Annotated in this window: 18 protein-coding genes; 11 read left to right on the top strand and 7 right to left on the bottom strand. The window is 47.7% G+C overall.

From position 1 onward, the window contains the following. The first annotated feature begins 102 nt into the window (after positions 1 to 102). The 8 genes from KNO65_RS01645 to KNO65_RS01610 are packed head-to-tail and all read left to right on the top strand — an operon-like array spanning position 103 to position 6852. Complete coding sequence (locus KNO65_RS01645) at positions 103 to 1077, top strand: MBL fold metallo-hydrolase (RefSeq protein ID WP_078147067.1); 975 nt, start codon at positions 103 to 105, stop codon at positions 1075 to 1077. Beyond that, a complete protein-coding gene (locus KNO65_RS01640) occupies positions 1074 to 1817 on the top strand; it encodes an SDR family NAD(P)-dependent oxidoreductase (protein WP_214781396.1) in 744 nt (247 codons plus the stop codon). Before KNO65_RS01645 ends, KNO65_RS01640 begins: the two co-directional genes overlap by 4 nt. 14 nt (positions 1818 to 1831) lie before the next feature. Beyond that, complete coding sequence (locus KNO65_RS01635) at positions 1832 to 3007, top strand: ABC transporter substrate-binding protein (protein ID WP_214690792.1); 1176 nt, start codon at positions 1832 to 1834, stop codon at positions 3005 to 3007. Then, a complete protein-coding gene (locus KNO65_RS01630) occupies positions 2994 to 3767 on the top strand; it encodes an ABC transporter permease subunit (RefSeq protein WP_214781394.1) in 774 nt (257 codons plus the stop codon). Before KNO65_RS01635 ends, KNO65_RS01630 begins: the two co-directional genes overlap by 14 nt. After that, positions 3764 to 4471 carry an ABC transporter permease subunit gene (locus KNO65_RS01625; protein ID WP_214781393.1) on the top strand — a complete coding sequence of 236 codons (708 nt, stop codon included), beginning with the start codon at positions 3764 to 3766 and terminating at the stop codon, positions 4469 to 4471. Before KNO65_RS01630 ends, KNO65_RS01625 begins: the two co-directional genes overlap by 4 nt. Beyond that, the gene (locus KNO65_RS01620; protein WP_074036787.1) at positions 4468 to 5346 is read left to right on the top strand and encodes an ABC transporter ATP-binding protein; all 879 of its coding nucleotides are present in this window, start codon (positions 4468 to 4470) and stop codon (positions 5344 to 5346) included. Before KNO65_RS01625 ends, KNO65_RS01620 begins: the two co-directional genes overlap by 4 nt. A gap of 1 nt (position 5347) precedes the next feature. Then, positions 5348 to 5929, top strand: a complete 582-nt coding sequence (locus KNO65_RS01615; protein WP_012726514.1) for a CDP-alcohol phosphatidyltransferase family protein — start codon at positions 5348 to 5350, stop codon at positions 5927 to 5929. Then, positions 5926 to 6852, top strand: a complete 927-nt coding sequence (locus KNO65_RS01610; RefSeq protein WP_214781391.1) for an NAD(P)/FAD-dependent oxidoreductase — start codon at positions 5926 to 5928, stop codon at positions 6850 to 6852. Before KNO65_RS01615 ends, KNO65_RS01610 begins: the two co-directional genes overlap by 4 nt. Positions 6853 to 6865: 13 nt before the next feature. On the opposite strand, the gene KNO65_RS01605 is transcribed toward KNO65_RS01610, so the two are convergent. Beyond that, positions 6866 to 7219, bottom strand: coding sequence for a hypothetical protein (locus tag KNO65_RS01605; RefSeq protein WP_214781389.1), 354 nt, complete (start codon positions 7217 to 7219; stop codon positions 6866 to 6868). A 102-nt stretch (positions 7220 to 7321) separates the two neighbouring features. Then, the gene (locus tag KNO65_RS01600) at positions 7322 to 7636 is read right to left on the bottom strand and encodes a thioredoxin family protein (protein ID WP_012726511.1); all 315 of its coding nucleotides are present in this window, start codon (positions 7634 to 7636) and stop codon (positions 7322 to 7324) included. Positions 7637 to 7759: 123 nt separating this feature from the next. Here KNO65_RS01600 and KNO65_RS01595 point away from each other — a divergent pair, with 123 nt between their 5' ends. Beyond that, complete coding sequence (locus KNO65_RS01595; protein WP_084543069.1) at positions 7760 to 8308, top strand: PadR family transcriptional regulator; 549 nt, start codon at positions 7760 to 7762, stop codon at positions 8306 to 8308. 5 nt (positions 8309 to 8313) lie between these two features. Here KNO65_RS01595 and KNO65_RS01590 read toward each other — a convergent pair whose 3' ends face one another. Further along, on the bottom strand, positions 8314 to 9144 hold the full coding sequence (locus KNO65_RS01590) for an aldo/keto reductase (protein ID WP_214781387.1): 831 nt from the start codon (positions 9142 to 9144) through the stop codon (positions 8314 to 8316). Positions 9145 to 9216: 72 nt separating this feature from the next. Between KNO65_RS01590 and KNO65_RS01585 the strand changes: the two genes are divergently transcribed. Together KNO65_RS01585 and fur are read left to right on the top strand one after the other, a co-directional pair. Continuing rightward, a complete protein-coding gene (locus tag KNO65_RS01585) occupies positions 9217 to 9747 on the top strand; it encodes an NUDIX domain-containing protein (RefSeq protein ID WP_214781384.1) in 531 nt (176 codons plus the stop codon). A gap of 112 nt (positions 9748 to 9859) precedes the next feature. Next, on the top strand, positions 9860 to 10339 hold the full coding sequence (gene fur / locus KNO65_RS01580; protein ID WP_012726507.1) for a ferric iron uptake transcriptional regulator: 480 nt from the start codon (positions 9860 to 9862) through the stop codon (positions 10337 to 10339). Positions 10340 to 10381: 42 nt separating this feature from the next. Here the strand turns inward: fur and KNO65_RS01575 are convergent, their stop codons facing one another. From KNO65_RS01575 to KNO65_RS01560, 4 genes are read right to left on the bottom strand one after another with little or no spacing between them, the layout of a single operon-like run. Further along, entirely contained in the window at positions 10382 to 11218 is an 837-nt protein-coding gene (locus tag KNO65_RS01575) for a Cof-type HAD-IIB family hydrolase (protein ID WP_159562420.1), read from the bottom strand. Positions 11219 to 11237: 19 nt separating this feature from the next. After that, positions 11238 to 11618: a VOC family protein gene (locus KNO65_RS01570; RefSeq protein WP_074036798.1), complete on the bottom strand. Its 381-nt coding sequence runs from the start codon at positions 11616 to 11618 to the stop codon at positions 11238 to 11240. Then, a complete protein-coding gene (locus tag KNO65_RS01565) occupies positions 11615 to 12784 on the bottom strand; it encodes an MFS transporter (RefSeq protein WP_214781382.1) in 1170 nt (389 codons plus the stop codon). The genes KNO65_RS01570 and KNO65_RS01565 overlap by 4 nt, the downstream gene beginning before the upstream one ends. Then, positions 12781 to 13791 (bottom strand): ROK family protein, encoded by a 1011-nt coding sequence (locus KNO65_RS01560; RefSeq protein WP_214781380.1) that lies wholly within the window; start codon positions 13789 to 13791, stop codon positions 12781 to 12783. Before KNO65_RS01560 ends, KNO65_RS01565 begins: the two co-directional genes overlap by 4 nt. Between the last annotated feature and the right edge of the window lie 42 nt (positions 13792 to 13833).

Raw genomic sequence — 13833 nt, 5'->3', positions numbered from 1 at the left:
TCATTCATGAGGGAGAGACATCTCCCTCTTTTTTGTTTGATTGAAAACGCATCTTTCAGACGGGTATAATGGAGAAAGACAGGAAGAAGGGGTGGTGATGACATGGCGGACTGGATTTCTAGCCAACTGGCAAGACTCGATATCCCGACACCGTTCGAAGTCGGGAACGTGAACGTATATATCGTTGAACATATGAACCGCTTCTTCATGGTCGATTGTGGACCAGACACAGAAGAGGCGTGGACCTCGTTGAACCGTCAACTTGAAGAGCTTGAACTCTCGTTGGCAGATATCGACTTTTTATTTTTGACACATCATCATGCTGATCATGCCGGACAAGCATGGCGTCTTCGCGACGCGTCCATCCCCGTGTACGGGCATGAAAAGCTCGTTCGATACTTAGAGCAAACCCCAAACTTTTTGAAGCGTGGCAATCACTTTTTACATGAATTGGCCATCTCTTTCGGGGCCCCGGCTCCCCTCGTGGAAAAATTACCAGACTATCGCGAAGCGCTTCGCTGGATTGGTCCGACGACTGTCACGATGACGTTCGGGGACGGGCAAGCATTGACCTCGGATGGGGCGTGGCAGACAATCCATTTACCTGGACACGCCAGTGACCAGCTCGGGTTGATTGGTCCCGGAGGAGTCTTGATTGCCGGAGATCACCTCATCGACAAGGTCGAACCAAATCCGCTCATCGAACAGCCGTATGATGACGAAGGATTTGCATCACCCGTCATTCTCTATATCGATTCGCTTAAAAAATTACGTGGGATTGATTTAAAGCTCGTCGTCAGTGGACACGGTGAACCGATTCACCATCCGAATGATTTAATCGAGAGTCGAATTCGCCAACGGTATGAGCGCAGTGAACAATTGCTTGCCGAATGGGAAGATGGACTTAGCGTTTTTGATTGGTCAATGAAGTTATATGGACGAAAGATGCGACGTGGGATGCCGCTCGTCTTCAGTGAAGTGTTTGCACGACTCAGTTTACTCGAGGAACGTGGCGACATCGAGAGACGTCGAGATGATCAAAAATGGATTTATACGAAGAAAGAAGTGATGTCGTGAAAAGAGTAGTCATTACTGGTGCGTCAAGCGGGCTCGGTGCCGCATTGGCGCATTCTTTTTATGAATATGGATACAACGTATTGTTGATTGGAAGAAATGAAGAACGGTTAAAAAAGATTGCCGCAACATGTGAAGGGGATTGGATGTGCGCGGATGTCGCAAAGTCAACGGCTCTCGTTCATGATGTGAGCGAACGGTTCGGGAAATTTGACGTATGGGTCAACAATGCAGGCATGGCCGAATTTGATTTTGTGACCGATCAGTCGACGGATGTGATAGAAGAAACGATGCGTGTGAACGCTCTCGCACCGATGCTGTTATCGCGAGATGTCGCCCGCGTGATGGAGCGAGAGGGTATCATTGTCAACATCTGTTCACAGGCTGCGAAAGTACCGACACCTAAGTCAGCCGTCTACGCAGGGTCAAAGGCGGCACTTTTACAGTTTTCGAACGCGCTCAGGCTAGAGTTGAAGCCCCGTGGCATTCACGTCATGACGGTCAATCCAGGACCGATTGCAACGCCGTTCTTTAATCGAGCTGATAAAAGTGGTACATATGCTGAAAGTGTTCAAAGGATCATGCTTGACCCGAAACAATTGGCTGATGCGATTGTCAGAGGAAGTCGTAAGCGAAAACGTGAAATCAATGCGCCGTGGTGGATGAACGTAGGGGCGAATGTGTATGCAATCTGTCCAACCATGTTCGAAATGCTCGCAAAACGGGGATTTGAGAAAAAGTAAAAAGGGGGATTATGATGAGGAAATGGAGAGTACTGCTCGCAACTGTCATGCTAACATTCGTGGCAGCGTGTGGGAGTGAACAGGCAGTTGAGTTTTCGGACTCGTTTGAAAAAGCAGCGACGACGGCAGAAGGGTCGACCGTCAACCTATATATGTGGGGTGGGGACGAGGGCATCAACAGCTACATCGATGACTACGTGGCACCTCGCCTCGAGGAATCTTACAATGTCGAATTGAACCGTGTCGCAATGGATACGGCAGAATTCATTCGACAATTATCACTCGATAAAAAAGCGGACAGACAAGTCGGGACGATTGATGCCGTCTGGATCAATGGCGATAATTTCCGAAATGCGAAAGAGGCTGGTCTTCTTCGAGACGGACTGATGGAACGTGTCCCGAACGCCGAGTTATTAAACGAAACGGCCCAGCAATCAGATGCTGGCACCCCGACAGAGGACTTGGAGCTCGCATGGGGGAATGTACAATTCATCATGCATTACGATGCTTCGAAAGTGGACAATCCTCCGCAATCGTTTGAAGAATTACGTCGCTGGACTGAAGACAATCCAGGTCGATTCACGTATCCTGAAGTCACAGATTTCACCGGGAATGCCTTCGTCCGCCATCTATTGTATGAACGATACGGTGACGAGTTGGACCAAAAAGCGACCATTGAGGATTCGTTCTGGGATGACTTGAAAGCGTGGTCTCCGAATTTGTGGAAAGACGGACAAACGTATCCAAAGACGCTCGAACAACTCGATCAGCTCTATGCATCGGGAGAAGTTTGGATGACGATGGGATTCAACGAACGTCGAGCCGAGGCGGAGGTGACGGAAGGGATTTTCCCGAAAGAGACACGCGCGCTCGTCCTCGATCACTCCATTGCCTCGACACACTTTTTAGCAGTCCCATTCAATGCCCCGAATCCAGATGGGGCGTTAGTCCTTCTTCAAGAACTGTTGTCTCCTGAAGCACAGCTTGTCAAACAAGGACCAGAATATTGGGGAGACGGCACATCACTCGACTTAACGAAGCTTGACGTGAATGACCAACGAGCGTTTGAAGAATTAGGGGAGGGTGTCACGTACCCAGATTCGGAGCAGTTGCTCGAACGTTCGATTCCGGATTATGGACCGAACGTGATTGACACCGTCCGCGAGGAGTGGCCACGTGTTGCGAAGTAGTGTCGCAGTGACGATCATGGTGTCGCTTCTTCCTCTCACTGCTCTCGTCTTTCTCGCCATAGAGTCAATGGGAACGGATTGGGGCTCGCTTTTAACAAATGAGACGTGGCGCGATAGTTTCGTCACGACGATTTATGTCGTCAGCGTATCGACCGGTCTATCGCTTGTAATCGGGACGTGGCTTGCAAGAACGGTCGTCCAAAAAGGTTGGCGTTTCCTATCATCTGTACTCCGACTTCCGATGTTTGTCCCTCACATTGCCGCTGCATACCTGTTTTGGTTATTGTTCACCGGAATGAACGGCATCGGATGGATTGAGGCGAACGAACGAAACTATGTCACGGTCATCCTGACCTATATATGGAAGGAGACACCGTTCGTCTTTTTAATGATCCTCGGGACATATGAGCAATTGAATCGGGGTTACGTCGAGATGGCGAAGACGCTCCAACTCTCTCCGTTTGACCAATTCAAACATGGGGAGTTGCCGTTTCTGATGAAACCATTACTCGATTCGGCATGGATTTTAATCGCCTTTATCTCGTTCGCATACGAGGTCCCGGCATTGCTCGGCGTGACTTACCCGAAACTTATCGGTGTCCTCGCGTATGAACGACTGTCGACTGGACTCTATTTAGAGGCGACAGAGCCTTATGCGGTCGCCCTCGTCTGGACATGTCTTGTCGGAATCGGCGTATTCCTATCTTACGTATTGACCGCATCCATACGACGACGAATTGAACGTGGGGTGAGACGATGATTCGACAAGGGCTTCTCATCTGTTTGACGTTCATACCGTTTATCAGCCTCTTTTTCGTAGTCCCGACATTTGAAATCGAGAACAACATGGCAATCGTTCATACGATAGGATTGATTGTGATTTTATCTGGGATCAATGTGTGGCTCTCGATGATGTGTGCCTGGTGGCTATTGTGGACAGATTCTAGATGGAAACATGTCATCGAATGGCTCGTCTTTTTACCATTGTTCATTCCGATGCTGGCCACATTGTTTGGCCTCTATCTGATCTTGGCGGAAGCCGGTCTGATTGGGACGTATGTCGGCGTCACCCTTGCTCTGCTCGTCGTGACGATTCCCTATTCAATCCGCCTCGCCTACAACGGAATGGCGGTCATCGGTCGACCACTTTTGGAACAAGCTCGGATTCTGCCATCGAGACGGCGAGTCATGTACGTGCTGTATCCGCTCTTTTCTAGATTGATGCGGACCATCGCGTTGTTCACGACCGTCATTTTGCTCAGTCAATTTGCGCTGATCCAGTTGATTGGTGCGGGATTGATTCCGACCGTGACGACAGAATTGTATCAATCTTATGCGGGAAACAATCGTGGTCTAGCTCTCTCGAACACATGGATGCTCATCCTATTCCCCGTTCTCCTCTATTTCCTGCTCTCAGGATGGGATCGGTATATGGTGCGTATGCTGAAAGGACGTCTTCAATGAGTTTGAATGTACAAAATCTATATAAACAATTTGGAACGAAACAAATACTAAATGGTGTCGACTTCGAGGTTAAACCTCACGACATTCACGCAATCGTCGGTGTGAGTGGTTCAGGGAAATCGACGATTCTACGAATCATCGCAGGTCTTGAGTCGACTGACAGCGGCGACGTGAAATGGAATCACCGTTCTTTAATCCCTATCCCTGCGCATAAACGGCGCGTGACGATGCTATCGCAAACGGCTTTATTGTTCCCACATTTGACAGTCGGAGAGAATGTCACGCTCGTGACTCGAGAGCGTTCTCGTAAGCAAGCCGAACATTGGCTACGAGTCGTTCAACTCGGTGACCGATATGATGCCGAGATACACGAACTGTCTGGTGGCGAACAACAACGGGTCAGTCTTGCCCGAGCTTTAGCTGCTGAACCAGAACTACTGTTATTAGATGAACCCTTTACAAACCTTGATCCCAAACTCAAGCTCGACTTGCAGCGTTTTATCCGGGACTTAGTGAAAGAACTCAACTTGACGGCGGTATTGGTCACTCATGATCGGGAAGAAGCGATGCTCATGGCAGACCAGGTGACGCTGATTGATGAAGGCAAGGTGACACGTACGGGGACGGTTGCGGAGTTATACGATACGGCCCCTGGATTCGGTGACTTTGTCATGCTCGATGGAGAACTGCGACCGTTGTCTGAGGTGGAGGTATCCGAAGCGACTGGTGTGTCGGTTCAGTTGATGAAGAAAATTTATCGATTCGGTCAATGTTTCGGGGAATATCAGTTCAAGGATGGACGATCCGTCATGTTACCGACGTGTGAAACGTACCAAACTGGAATGATTTATCGAATTAAACGAAAGGAGGAATAGTATGCTCGATACATACGGAAGTCGTTACGTTCAACCGGTCATCGAGCGTGGAGCGAATCGGTTGCTCAAATGGAATTTCACGCCGAACGAAGTGACAGTACTTGGAGGAATCATCGGAATCTCGACCGGAATCTTTATCTATAATGATATGCACTGGACTGCCGTCATCTTACTGTGGCTATCTGGCTTGTTTGATGTTTTAGATGGGACGATGGCTCGAAAGTCGAAAACGAGTGGGTTTGGAACGGTGCTTGACCTCGTCTTGGACCGATTCGTCGAATTGTCGGTCGTGATTGCCCTTGCCCTTCGTTACCCGGAATATATGCCTATTTTTCTCATTCTGATTGCTTCATTTGTGATCGCCATGACACTGTTCCTAGCTGTCGGTGCGAGTAGTTCAAAGCGCTCAGAGAAGACGTTTTACTATCAGCCAGGAATTATCGAGCGAACAGAGTGCTTCATTTTGTTCACGTTGATGATTCTCTTCCCGAACTGGGTCGGCGGGATTGCTCTTATCTTTTTATTGCTTGAAGTCATGACAATCACACAACGATTCATTGAGGCGCGGAGGATTTTGCGATGAAACCGAAGTTGGTGTTGGCCGGACTTGGACACGGACAGCTAGAAATTCTCGATCGTATTGAGGAGATATGCAAACATTATGATGTTCGCTTCATTGGAGACTGCCAGACGATTTATACAGGTGCGTTTCCACAAGTGATTGCCGGGCTCATGGATTCAGCTACGGTCCGATCACCTCAACTAGAGCCGGTCGCAAAGCGGGTGCTCTCGATTGACCCGATTCAGCAGACGGTTCAAACAGAAAACGGAATGTTTGAATACGATCAACTCGTTTTAGCCACCGGTGCGAAAAGTCGGGGAATCGGCACGCCACTTAAACCGATGTCACAAGCTTTACTCGACCAAATCGAATCGAGTTCACAAGTGACCATCGTCGGAGGCGGGAAGGCCGGCGTAGAATTGGCGTTCACGTGTGCTCGAACAAAAAATGTGTCACTGTATGCAAAAGAGATATTACCAGACGTCTCGGTCCATACTAGAAAGCACATCGAGCGATTGTTGGTCAGAACAGGGATCATGGTCGTCAAACAGGCGTTTCATGCAGACACATCGGAAGGGCTTTTATTGGATGCGACGGGGGTTGTTCCCGTGGAATGGTGGACTGAATCAGGGCTTGCAAAACCTGAGAGTTTTATAGAGGTAGACAAATATTTACGTCATCATCATTTTACAAATATATATGTAACAGGAGATATGGCATCCTCCTTAAATGGAGGCGTCGATGCTGTTAGGTCAGGGCGCTATGTCGGCAAACGGTTACTAGAGGAAACAAGTCGACCATTTCGGAGACGTCAATCGATGAATATCTTACTGACGACACCAGGGCGCGCCTTGCTAACATATGGAAAGTTTACATGGCATGGTCGGATTCCATATTATATGAAGCGGTGGATTGACTCGCGGTATGTTCGGCATTACAAGTAGTCGGAGGTTCACGTTATTCGCTTAAAAGATGACCAATCACGTCGTTCGATTCCGATTCAACGAGTACTTGTGGAATCTCGACCGTACGCTGTGGATCAGGGGGGAACGTGACGAGCCAGGCACGTGTTCCTTCAAACCGATCATCGACTAAGTCATAACGATCATCGACTGTAATGGATTGAATCGTAGCCTGTTTCCCGTTTTCATCGGTTGGTAGCCAATTCTTATTTTGTAGATAGGTAACAGCACTTTTTATGATAGCCGTCTCGTCATCAGACGGCATGGATGGTGACGTGGATGGTTGTATGCAGCCGACCAACATCAATATGGTAAAACAGAGTGGAGTGAAAAGGCGTGTAAACGTCATGATTGTTTCCCTTTCTCATTTGGTTATTTCTTACAGTATAATCGAGGATGACAGAGGTGTGTACAAAAAAATCCTGCAGTCGAATGGGCTGCAGGAATCAGGTCATGCTTGGATCGTATCGAGGAAAGAACGGATTTGCATCTCCGTCTTGGCGTTCGCCGAGTGGAGGTGTTCTTGTTTTACCCCGTCTTTATAGTAAAGAAGTGAAGGGATGCCGCGAACTTCTTGTGCATCAGATAGCTCTGGGAGTTCGTCGCGGTCGACGACGTGCCAGTTAAATTGTGGATAGTCTTTGACAAGCTCATCGACATACATGTCCAGACGTTTACAGTCCGGGCACCATGATGTAGTGAAGACCACCATTCCATGATCTTTTGTGGCTTCGTCAAATTGTTGTGATGAATGAATCGGTTGCATAGACAACTCTCCTTTCTTCTATCTATTTTGTCGGGTTTTTAACGGGTCGTCAACAGATTGGCATTCTCGAAACCATTTGAGAATGTGATACACTATTAAAAATAGCATGAGAAGGAAAAGGTGATGGATATGGCGTTACGTCACGCATTGCTCGGGTTATTGACCCATCAGCCTGCGACCGGGTACGCCTTGAACGCGACGTTCAAGGCGCAGATGATTCATTTTTGGAACGCCCATCATACACAGATTTATCGGGAACTGTTAAAGATGGAAGAAGAGGCACTCGTTTCGGCGGAACATGTCTCTCAACAAGAGTTGCCAGACAAAAAAATATACTCCATCACGGATCGAGGACGAGAAGAGTTAATCAATTGGTTACGTCAACCAACGTCGTTCCAACCGAAAATGAAGGATGAAAACCTCCTGCGTGTCAGTCTGCTCCAATTGTTGCCGGTTGAAGAAGCGGTCCGATATATCGAAGAGACAAAGGCACACCATGAGCAGGTCGCACAACAGATTCGTATGTTTCAAGAAGAACATCAATCGGACGAGGATACACTTGGCTATTTGCTGACGAGCGAGTATGCGATCCGAATGATGGAGAACTATGCCGGATGGGCGGATTGGGCGATCGAACAGATTCAAGCACGCAACGAAAAACACGTGACCTGAGCGGATCAGGTCACGTGTTTTGTGTATGGGTGAACCGGTAAACGAGCGAGTAAGCGATCAAGCACTTCATCATCGGTTTTGGTCTCAAATGAACGAATCGTTTCGTTCAATTGCTTGACTGAAGAGGCGCCTGGTAAGACGACGTCACAGAACCGTTTTGCAGCTTCGAGTGCATAGGCTTGAATCGGTGTCGGCATCATCGCCAATTCACTTGCGAGTTCCTCTTTTCGCCACGTCTCAAATCCCTTATCTCCGAGACGAGTCTCCCATTCATCCGTTAATAGGCCTTTGGCAAGAACCCCTCGACCGACGATGGGGATTGAAATGTTGAGCGTCTCTGCCCGGCGGTCGAGTAGGGAATACGGTGTCATGAGAACATCGAGGGCACCGGATTTGACCCAATGGTTGATGACGTTCGGACGAATCGACGAGAGTCCGATTTGTCGGATTAGACCATCTCGTTTTTGTTTTTGTGCCCATTCAATCGTTGCGTCGAGGTCATCCTCGAGCGTGCCGCCATGTATATAATATAAATCCAGGTAATCGGTTTTCAATCGCTCGAGCGATCCGTGCAATGCTTCCTCTAAATAGGACGGATCAGGATTCCAACGCATGCCCTCCTCAGTCAATTCGTTGCCACCTTTACTCGCCAAAAATAAGTGTTGTCGCTCTTGACCCAACGTTTCCCCAATCACACGCTCGACAGCTTGTCGTTCATAGACGTCTGCCGTATCGATATGGCGAATCCCCGATTGAATGGCCGTTTCCAGGATATTCTTTGCCTCTTTCTCCCCATGTTTCAAAATCGTCATCGTTCCGAGTCCGAGTTCACTCATTTGGATTCCTCCTTGTTCGAAATGTAGGTTTGACTCATAATCAGAGTATATCGAAAAGTGAGGAGTAATCATATGGAAGAAAAAACGATTGAGCGGGAAGTCATTTATCAAGGCAAAATCTTCGATGTGGAAAAGCATGTCGTTTCCCTTCCGAACGGAAACACGTCTGTACGTGAACTCGTCTATCATAACGGAGCCGTCGCTGTACTCGTCATTGATGAATCGGACAACATCGTCATGGTGGAGCAGTACCGAAAAGCGTTTGAATCGATGTCGCTTGAGATTCCAGCCGGTAAGTTGGAAAAAGGCGAAGAGCCGATGGCGAGTGCCGAGCGCGAGCTCGAAGAGGAGACGGGCTACACGGCGGAATCGTTTGAAAAGATTTTTTCTTTCTACGGGGCACCTGGGTTCTGCAGTGAGCGGGTCGATGTATATGTCGCAAAAGGGTTATCTGCCGGTGAGATGAATTTAGACGAAGATGAATTTTTAAATGTGAAACGATACTCATTTGATGAAGCCGTCGATTTACTGGACCGAGGCATCATTACCGACGCCAAGACAATTATGGCAATCCAATGGTGGCAATTGTCTAGATTGAAATAATTCTAATCTAAGTACTTATATGATAAACTTACATAGTAATGATTTTAAATTGAAAATTGAGTAAAACTTCGGTATGCTTTCAGTAGTGAACTATGTAAAGAGGGGGCGCCTTATGGAAACGCGAATTGAACGAATTAAACAGCAATTGAGCGCCAAAGGATATAAATTAACACCACAACGTGAATCGACGGTACGTATCTTACTTGAGAATGAGAGTGACCATTTAAGTGCGGAGAACGTCTTCATGCTCGTGAAAAGCATCGCACCAGAAATTGGACTCGCAACGGTTTATCGCACATTAGAATTATTGACAGAGCTCGGCGTGGTCGATAAAGTCAACTTCGGTGACGGAGTTGCACGCTTTGACTTACGTCCAGAAGGGGCGAACCATTCGCACCACCATCTCGTCTGTGTCGAATGCGGCTCGGTCGAGGAAATCATGGAAGACTTGCTCGTCGATGTTGAGAAAAAAGTCGAGAGTAAATACGAATTTTTGATTAAAGACCATCGCTTGACGTTTCACGGTATCTGTAAAGTATGCCAAGCAAAAGGCGTCACACTCGAAGGTCATAAAGCAGTCATCAACGGTTAATGCAGAAAGGACAGACGACCCCAACAGGTCATCTGTCCTTTTTCAATGTGTGATATATCGCTCAAGAATCTTCGAGATCCCATCGTCGTTGTTTGATGTCGTGACCTCACTCGCAATGTCGATCAATGCATCGACGGCATTTCCCATGGCAATCCCAATTCCTGCGTATTCAATGATTGAACGGTCGTTATGACCATCTCCGAAAGCGATGACGTGGTCACGATCGATACACAACTCCTCGAAGACGTGACGCAGCGCCTTCGCCTTATCAATGCCGAAATCGGTGAATTCATAATACATCGCCGCTGTGAACATACTCGTGACCCGACCTGTGAAAGGGCCAGCTAATGCAGTTGCATTCTCTCGTAAGTATGAAGGCTCGCCAGCAACGAGAATCTTATGGACGGGGAAGTCGATAATCTCGATTAAGTTCGGTTCTTCTCGCAATTGGAACTGACCGCCTCTCGATTCATATTCGATGATGTTAATCAATTTTCCATTCACTTCAAGTTGTCCCTCGAAAACGTCGCGCACATACATATACGTATCATCGTTAATCATTGGGATGACCTCGTAGTGCTCTAAGTGCTTTAAGATTGAGCGAACATCCTCGATTTGCATTGCTTGTTCAAAAAGCGTGTCGCCTGTAGAAGCGTCCGTGACACATGCTCCATTAGAAGAGACAATCAACCCGCCGAACTCGTTCAATTTCAACTCTTGTGCATAGCGAATCATCCCTCGCTTTGGACGTCCTGACGCAAGCACCACTTTGACACCTTGCTCTTGCAATGCAAGTAGCGTGCGCTTCGTCTGTTCCGTGATGATTTTCTCGTCATTTAACAGCGTTCCGTCTAAATCAAGTAAAATTGCCTGGATCATGTGTGTTGTCTCCTTCTGTTTAGATTGTCAATTCGATGATGTTGCCTTCCGGATCAAGGATGACGCTTTCGTAATAACCATCACCGGTCGTCCGTGGACCGTCAACGTGTGTGTATCCATCAAGTTGAAAGCGTTCCGTCAAGGCATCTACCGCGTGTTTACTTCCGAGTGAAAAGGCGAGATGTGCATACCCGGCCGATTCTTTCGGATGTTCTTTAAGGTGAGGTCGTCTCATCAGTTCGAGTCGGCAACGTGAACCTCGAAACGTTAAAAAGTACGATTCAAACTGTTTCTTCTCGTTTTCATATTTATCATTTGACTGTGCATCAAAATAGACTTCGTAAAACCTGCGCATGTTTTCGATATCGTTTACCCAAAGGGCGACATGTTCAATTCTCATATAGAATCCTCCTCTGATGTTCGTCTAATCATTTGATTCAACCGTTCTGTATTGAAGAGCATCCCGGTCATGATCAGGATGACCACAAACGGTAAAAAACGGAGTGACGTCATAGACACGATTAATCCGAATAACGGGGGGAGAAACGTACTCCCTGAGTAGGCGAATGCCATTTGAAACCCCATCAAACGTTTCGATTGTGCCGAGCCAAACCGATTCGGCGTATCGTGAAGCATACTTGGATAAATCGGAGCCAATCCGAAGCCAATCAGCATCAAGCCGACGAGCATCGTCGCGGAGATTGGGATGAAGAAGAGGATGCTTCCGACAAGGGCGAGTATTTGTCTCATCCGGATCATCTGTTTGTTCGTGAAACGGAACGAGAGGAATCCGCTCACAAACCGTCCAATTGTGATACTACCGTAGTAGATGGACACCCATGCCGCAGCCGTCGCAATGGAAAACTGTTTCATCTGCACAAGATAACTGCTCGTCCATAACCCAATCAACGCTTCAACCCCGCAGTAAAGTAGAAATGTGGCCAATGCATAGGACACTCCGGTCGGTAGCTTGCGATCGAGTGTCGTGACGGCTGTTTCTTGAGGATGTGCAGTGGAATCCTCTTTCTGTTTCCAAAGTGGGAAAGACAACCACAATACGAGAGCTAAACTGAACTGAACGGCGGCGATAATCAAATAGCCGTCACGCCATCCATCCTCTGTTAATACACCCGCCATGACGAGTGGTCCCCCGGTCGCGCCGATTCCCCAAAAGCAGTGTAGCCAGTTCATATGATGTGCTTCGTAATGTTCGGCAACGTAATGATTCAGAGCGGCATCGACGGCACCGGCACCTAGACCGAGCGGGATGGCGAATACGAATAGCCAACCGATTGAAGGAGCAGAGTAGAATCCGAACAGACAGAGCGCTGTGAGTAATGTCGAACCGAACGTGACTTGTTTCGTGTCAAAATGTTTCAATAGTTTACCGCTCAGTAGACTCGAAAGAATCGTTCCACCAGCAATCGTCATAAAAATCCATCCGACCATCGATACGGGTGCGGAGAATTCTTGATGCATAAGTGGCCACCCGACACCGATGAGGGCATCCGGAAGACCAAGGCTGATAAATGCGAGATAGATCACGGCCAACAAAACAATCGTCATACGTCACCTCGCGGAATCGTTTCGAGCATCAATTCAATGCCGAGGCGAGCCAGTCCGGAAAAGTAATCCTCTTCCCATTCCCCAATCCGTAGACGAGGAAGGTGACGAGAGGGAAGATATCGTTCGCATGCGCGGTCGATGTGAGACAGATCGTCAGTAATGAGGTCGACGTCTGAAAAGATGAATGTGTGTGGGTTTAGTGTCGCAGCAAATGTAGCGACGAGCCGTCCTAATGCATCGATTTCTTCTTTTTTCAGAACATGTGGTCCATAAGGCTTGTTTTTTATGCGGTCAAAGAAAGTTGCATCATCATAAAGCGGAAGAAATGAAACTTCACCACTAAACCCGGATTGTCCGCGAGCGACATGTCCATCGAGCAAGATACCAGCACCTGGACCATTCTTTCCGAGGCCGAGATAGACGATGGACTGATGTGTTGTGGTCTCATCTCGTATGGAAAATCCATAGACGGCGGCATTCATATCATTTTCAATGACGACCGGAAGTCCAGTTCGTTCCATCAACCAGTTCTTCAAATCTAAATGCGCCAGTGATGGATATTCTGGGGCGAAAACAATTCGACCCGTATCGACTGCAGCGGCGACGCCGACAGAGATGGCACCGATTTTTATTGTGTGCTCATCGAATGTATCGACGAGTTTGCCTAACGTCTCTAAATGCGTGCCTGAGACTAAAGTTACACCTTCTTCAACATTCTGAGTTTGACAGTCAATCAAGCGATAGTGAATCTCGCTCGCTTCGATATATAGGGTCAGGCAACATCGGAATGTTGGATTGAATTTATAACTTTTTGCGGGTCTTCCTCCTCTTGGGGCAAGTTGACCGTGTTCGATGACTTCACCGTGTTCAATCATGTCATCAATCATCTTCTTAACGGTAGGGAATGAAACGTGTGTGGCCTTACTCAACTCGGAAATTGTCGAAACGTTGTGTAGGGCAATTTGCTTTCGGATGTCGACTAGTAATTCATGTTGCGGATCTTTCATCACGATTCAACTCCTATCCACTTTTTAAAATATTTTAATAAG

The sequence above is a fragment of the Exiguobacterium sp. S3 genome (assembly GCF_018617295.1).
GTDB classification, from domain to species: domain Bacteria; phylum Bacillota; class Bacilli; order Exiguobacteriales; family Exiguobacteriaceae; genus Exiguobacterium; species Exiguobacterium profundum.
The sequence above is the reverse complement of the archived record's forward strand: the minus strand, read 5'-3'. Positions and strand labels throughout refer to the sequence as shown.

Coding starts and splice junctions, on each gene's coding strand:
- KNO65_RS01645 (WP_078147067.1), top strand. CDS start 103: ATGGCGGACTGGATTTCTAGCCAACTGGCAAGACTCGATATCCCGACA.
- KNO65_RS01635 (WP_214690792.1), top strand. CDS start 1,832: ATGAGGAAATGGAGAGTACTGCTCGCAACTGTCATGCTAACATTCGTG.
- KNO65_RS01625 (WP_214781393.1), top strand. CDS start 3,764: ATGATTCGACAAGGGCTTCTCATCTGTTTGACGTTCATACCGTTTATC.
- KNO65_RS01620 (WP_074036787.1), top strand. CDS start 4,468: ATGAGTTTGAATGTACAAAATCTATATAAACAATTTGGAACGAAACAA.
- KNO65_RS01615 (WP_012726514.1), top strand. CDS start 5,348: ATGCTCGATACATACGGAAGTCGTTACGTTCAACCGGTCATCGAGCGT.
- KNO65_RS01610 (WP_214781391.1), top strand. CDS start 5,926: ATGAAACCGAAGTTGGTGTTGGCCGGACTTGGACACGGACAGCTAGAA.
- KNO65_RS01605 (WP_214781389.1), bottom strand. CDS start 7,219: ATGACGTTTACACGCCTTTTCACTCCACTCTGTTTTACCATATTGATG.
- KNO65_RS01600 (WP_012726511.1), bottom strand. CDS start 7,636: ATGCAACCGATTCATTCATCACAACAATTTGACGAAGCCACAAAAGAT.
- KNO65_RS01595 (WP_084543069.1), top strand. CDS start 7,760: ATGGATATGGCGTTACGTCACGCATTGCTCGGGTTATTGACCCATCAG.
- KNO65_RS01590 (WP_214781387.1), bottom strand. CDS start 9,144: ATGAGTGAACTCGGACTCGGAACGATGACGATTTTGAAACATGGGGAG.
- KNO65_RS01585 (WP_214781384.1), top strand. CDS start 9,217: ATGGAAGAAAAAACGATTGAGCGGGAAGTCATTTATCAAGGCAAAATC.
- fur (WP_012726507.1), top strand. CDS start 9,860: ATGGAAACGCGAATTGAACGAATTAAACAGCAATTGAGCGCCAAAGGA.
- KNO65_RS01575 (WP_159562420.1), bottom strand. CDS start 11,218: ATGATCCAGGCAATTTTACTTGATTTAGACGGAACGCTGTTAAATGAC.
- KNO65_RS01570 (WP_074036798.1), bottom strand. CDS start 11,618: ATGAGAATTGAACATGTCGCCCTTTGGGTAAACGATATCGAAAACATG.
- KNO65_RS01565 (WP_214781382.1), bottom strand. CDS start 12,784: ATGACGATTGTTTTGTTGGCCGTGATCTATCTCGCATTTATCAGCCTT.
- KNO65_RS01560 (WP_214781380.1), bottom strand. CDS start 13,791: ATGAAAGATCCGCAACATGAATTACTAGTCGACATCCGAAAGCAAATT.